Source organism: Gemmatimonadota bacterium, from assembly GCA_009838845.1.
Lineage (GTDB): Bacteria > Latescibacterota > UBA2968 > UBA2968 > UBA2968 > VXRD01.
On the sequence record VXRD01000060.1, the window covers coordinates 1 to 4,721 of the forward strand.

The 4,721-nt window shown below is 51.5% G+C and carries 4 protein-coding genes; 2 read left to right on the plus strand and 2 right to left on the minus strand.

Going from position 1 to position 4,721, the window contains the following annotated elements; translation table 11 throughout:
* The first annotated feature begins 205 nt into the window (after positions 1-205).
* Entirely contained in the window at positions 206-1,051 is an 846-nt protein-coding gene (locus F4Y39_08485; GenBank protein ID MYC13749.1) for a LacI family transcriptional regulator, read from the plus strand.
* 72 nt (positions 1,052-1,123) lie between these two features.
* Here the strand turns inward: F4Y39_08485 and F4Y39_08490 are convergent, their stop codons facing one another.
* Together F4Y39_08490 and F4Y39_08495 are read right to left on the minus strand one after the other, a co-directional pair.
* Positions 1,124-2,191, minus strand: a complete 1,068-nt coding sequence (locus F4Y39_08490) for a c-type cytochrome (GenBank protein ID MYC13750.1) — start codon at positions 2,189-2,191, stop codon at positions 1,124-1,126.
* A gap of 157 nt (positions 2,192-2,348) precedes the next feature.
* Positions 2,349-3,449: an SUMF1/EgtB/PvdO family nonheme iron enzyme gene (locus F4Y39_08495; GenBank protein ID MYC13751.1), complete on the minus strand. Its 1,101-nt coding sequence runs from the start codon at positions 3,447-3,449 to the stop codon at positions 2,349-2,351.
* Positions 3,450-3,645: 196 nt separating this feature from the next.
* Here F4Y39_08495 and F4Y39_08500 point away from each other — a divergent pair, with 196 nt between their 5' ends.
* Entirely contained in the window at positions 3,646-4,674 is a 1,029-nt protein-coding gene (locus tag F4Y39_08500) for a LacI family transcriptional regulator (protein ID MYC13752.1), read from the plus strand.
* Positions 4,675-4,721 lie beyond the last annotated feature (47 nt).

The window sequence follows — 4,721 nt, forward strand, 5'->3', positions numbered from 1 at the left end:
AGACAAACCCCGTTCGACCTAAATGCACAACATAAATTACATTGTGCTGATAAAATATAATTCAGGGGGAAGTATCGCGCAAGTAGCATATTATATTTAGAAGGATAGAACAGTGGAGTAAAAAAACTGTACTGGAATCGCTACAAAAATCGTTCGCGATGGACTATAGCCCAATTTGACGGCGGGGAGATTGTAGGAGATTGTAATGGAGAAGATGGGTACACTGGGGGTGCTGACCTACCAGATTTCCCTGAAGACGTTTGGGATTATGATCGATCACCTCCTGAGGGAAGCTAATAAGCAGAATTATCAGTTACTGCTGAAAGTGGCCTCTAATCGGATTTCTCTGAACTCACTGGAAGATCAGATCCTGCAGATCCAACAGTTGATTGCCCGAGGCGTAGATGGACTTTTAATTCATACGTGGGGCGACGAAGAGGAATCAGTGCGCATTTTGAATGCCGTGAGGGGACGAGTGCCCGTGGTGACATTTTTCTATCCGACTCCAAACCTGAGCGGGATCGTGTTGGACTTTGTATCGGACTTTTATGGGGCTACAGAGCATTTGATCGAGTTGGGTCACGAGCGGATCGGATTTATTGGGCCGGACGGGAATGAGACCAACCTGATTTCGGCCAAGGCCAAGGGATATTTGCTGGCAATGCGAAACTACGGTCTGACGCACCAGTTCTTGTCCTCCAGGAATATCCGGACAGAAGGAGGATATCGCGAGAGCAAAGAGCTCGGCGACCAGTTTACGGCTCTTGTATGCCGGGACGATTATACGGCCATAGGCGTCTGTCGAGGGCTGTGGGAATCGGGTATTCGCATACCCGATGATGTGGCTGTGGTGGGTAATGGAGATATAGAAGTTGCGGCTTATCTGACGCCGGCGCTGACGACGTTGGCAACCCCGTACGAGGCGATTGCCCAGGCTGTTATGGATCTGATGCTGGAACAACTCGAGGCGCAGGCTGAACCTCGGCAAGTAATTTTAAGATCGCGTTTGGTTGTGCGGGAATCGTGTGGCGCTAACCAAAGCGAAAAATGATAGAAATATTGAACCTCAGTATTGAGTCAGGCAAAAAGGCGACCGAACTTTTATTCGGTCGCCTTTTTACATTTATTTGGGAAATCGAAATGGCGGCTCAATGTGGAGCCAGTTGATGCCGTTGAGTGCTTTGAGAAAGGCGATTAGATCCTGTTTTTCGGCATCGGTGAGGTTAAGGGGAGTGATCAATTCGTCGAGGAAGGGATTGGGTGTACCGCCTTTGTCGTAAAATTCGATGATTTCTTGCAGGGTTTTGATGCTGCCGTCGTGCATATAAGGGGCTGTGCGTGCAATTTCGCGCAGGGTGGGTGTTTTCATTGCGCCAAAGTGTTCTGGTTTTTTGGTTTGTGTATAGCGCCCGGGGTCTATGCCTTTAATGTCTTTTAAGTTGCCGGTTTTTTCGTAAGCGGAAAGATCGGCGCGATCCCAACTCGTGCCGATGTTGTGGAAGTCTTCGTCGGTATAGTTGAATCCCATGTGGCAGAGTGTGCAGCGCGCTTTGGTGCGAAAGAGGCGCAGGCCTCGGATAGCGGATGCGGACATGGCACCTTTGGGGCCGCCGTATTCGAACAAATCGTAGGGCGATTCGCCGGAGATCAGCGTGCGTTCGAAAGCGGCTAAGGCTTTGGCGATGTGGTCGGGCGTGATGGTGCTGTCCCCAAATGCGGCTTTGAAGTGGGTACGGTAACCAGAGATGGCTGATAAAGTGGCGACGACATGCTCAAGGGTGTTGCCCATTTCTGAGGGGCTCTGGATGGGGATAAGGGCCTGTTCTTCGAGGGAAGCAGCCCTGCCATCGTAGAAATAAATCGTGCCGTAGGCCCGGTTGATCAGGGTGGGCACATTGCGTGTGGGAGTCTGACCGTCAATACCTGTGGGCAAGACGCGGCCATCGGTAAAGGCACGGTGGGGCTGGTGGCAAGAGCCACAGGCTATGCTGCCGTCTCTGGAGAGCCGCTTGTCAAAAAAGAGGAGTTTGCCCAGGGCTATTTTAGTTTGGGTGATGGGATTGTTTTTGGGAATGCTGTTGAGATAGCGGATTTCGTCATGGCCCAATGGCACGCGGGGGATGTCGCCACTATATATAGCTATCGGAAGGGCGACCAGGAGGGCGCAGAGAAATGTGAGGCGGATTGTCATAATGAAGTGTGAAGTATAAAGTGTGAAGTGTGAAGGGTCCACCCAGTCTCAAGTTCCTAACCACTCAGCTTGCCCAACCACCAAAGTTAGTGCGAACGCCATTCGTTAATGAACTGCTGGCGCAGTTGTACCCCGTTCCGTCGATTCGCGTTTTTTACTACCGGGCGCAGCGAAAGCCAAAGTAGGCCATGCTGCCGTTGTCCTGAGCCGAGGGTTCGCCACCATAGCGGCGGGCACAACGCAGAGAATGGGGGGAAGATTGCCATTGCCCACCCCTGCGCGTGTGTTGGTAATCGAAGCCCTTGTCCGGCCCTTTGGGGTTATCAGTAGGGGCGTTTTTGTAATAGTTTGGATCGTACCAATCGGCACACCACTCCCACACATTTCCCGCCATGTCGTAGAGACCATAGGCATTGGGGGAGTGGGATTTGACGGCTCGCGTGGGGTAAGGCGTTTTGAAGATGCGTCCGTAATTGGCTTTTTGTTCGTCGGGCGGGTCGTCGCCCCAGGGATATTTGGCCTGGGTACGACCTGCGCGGCAGGCGTATTCCCATTCTGCTTCGGTGGGTAAGCGCGCGTCCAGATAGTGGCAATAGGCTTCGGCGTCGTAATAGGTGATATTGACAACGGGGTGGGTGCCGAACTCAGACATCCAGAACCAGTCTTCGCGCCAGTGTTCGGGCGAGGGATGGCCTGTGGCTTTTGTGAAGGCAAAGTATTCGGTGTTGGTGACTTCGTGGTCTAAGAGTTCGAAATCGGACACTGTGACCAGGCGGATGGGTTTTTCGTTTTCAAAAGTGCCACCCATAAGGAAGGTGCCACCCTGGATGGATATAAAACCGAGTTCATCGGGTTGGGGTGGGACAGATGGCCGCCAGGGCGTTGACGGGTCGATGACCACCCACCCCTTGCCGGATGCGTTCAGGCTTTCGGCGAGGGTATTGAGCAAGGTGCGAACTGTGGCTTTGTCGGGTGCTTCAGGAGAGAGATCGAGATAGGTTTTGAAGTGGCGATAAGCATTGGCGTTGCGTTTTTGATGGTGATAGAGGCGGCCCAAAATTAAATGTGTGGGCGCATGTTTGGGGTCAATTTTGAGGATTTTGAGGAATTGCTGCTCGGCATAATAGACCTCGCCGTCTTCCAGCGACATGCGGGCCAGATCGTAGCGTGCGGGGATCTCGGCGGGATCGCCTTGCGCGTTGGCAGAGGCAACAACCCCCAGCAGGAAGACAAAGGTGACGTACAGACGGGTAGGCATGAGGATATCCGTAAAGAATACAGTGGAGTAGATGTCAAAAGTTAAGGGGGTTGGAGGGCGTTGTCAAGCGGAGCGATTAGAAAAAAATAGGACTTGTTATTTTTTATTATGGGCGATATATTGTCTCGGGACGATATATCGCTCTTTTTTTAGTCTGAGCCAAATCAAAGTCGCTTAATTGGTGAGAGATAAGTCAATGAAAAAAAAACAAGCTACGATTAAAGATATTGCGAGGAAGTTGGGAATTTCTTATTCAACAGTCTCACGTGCGCTGTCTCCACACGCTTCGGTATTGGTGAAGGAGAGTACCCGAGAACTGGTGCGACAAACAGCCGCCGAGATGGATTACAGCCCCAATTTGATGGCGCGGGGGATTGTGATGGGGAAGACGGGTACACTGGGCCTGCTGACCTATCAGATTTTCCAGGAGACATTTGGAAACCAGATTGATCAGATACTGGGGACTGCTGTCGAGCATGATTATCAGATCATGATGGGAGTGGCTTCTAACCGGGTCTCTCAGATTTCAAGAGATGACGAGACTGCGCAGATCAAGCAGTTGGTTTCCTGGGGCATAGATGGACTTTTAATTCATACGCGAGGGGACGAAGGAGAGTCAGACCGTATTTTGGATGCTGTAAAGGGACGGGTGCCAGTGGTGACATTGCACTATCCAGCTGAAAACCTGAGCGGAGTCATACTGGACTATGTGGCGGATTATTTCGAGGCCACAGAGCATTTGATCAAGTTGGGGCACGAGCAGATCGGGTTTATCGGAGAGGATTGGAGTGAGTCCAGCCCGGTTTCGGCTAAGGGTAAAGGATATTTGCTGGCGATGCAACAGCACGGCCTGACGCCCAAACGCATACCTGTTAGCGATATTTTTGCAGAATCGGGATATCGCCAGGGCAAAGAACTCGGCGGTCGGTTCACGGCTCTTATATGCCGGGACGATTATACGGCGATAGGCGTTTGTAAAGGGCTACAGGAATCGGGTATTCGCATACCCGCAGACGTAGCGGTGGTGAGTAGTGGGGATATTGACGTGGCGGCTTATGTGACGCCTTCACTGACCACACTGGTAACGCCTTACGAGGCGGTTGCTCGGGCGGCAATGGATCTGATGCTGGAGCAACTCGAGGGTCGGAATACGCCTCGGCAAATAACTTTGAAATCGCATCTGGTCGTGCGGGAATCCTGCGGGGCGAAAAAAGATAAAAGATGATCGAAAAAACACTTGACATTGGGAGAAATTTTAATACATATTATTTG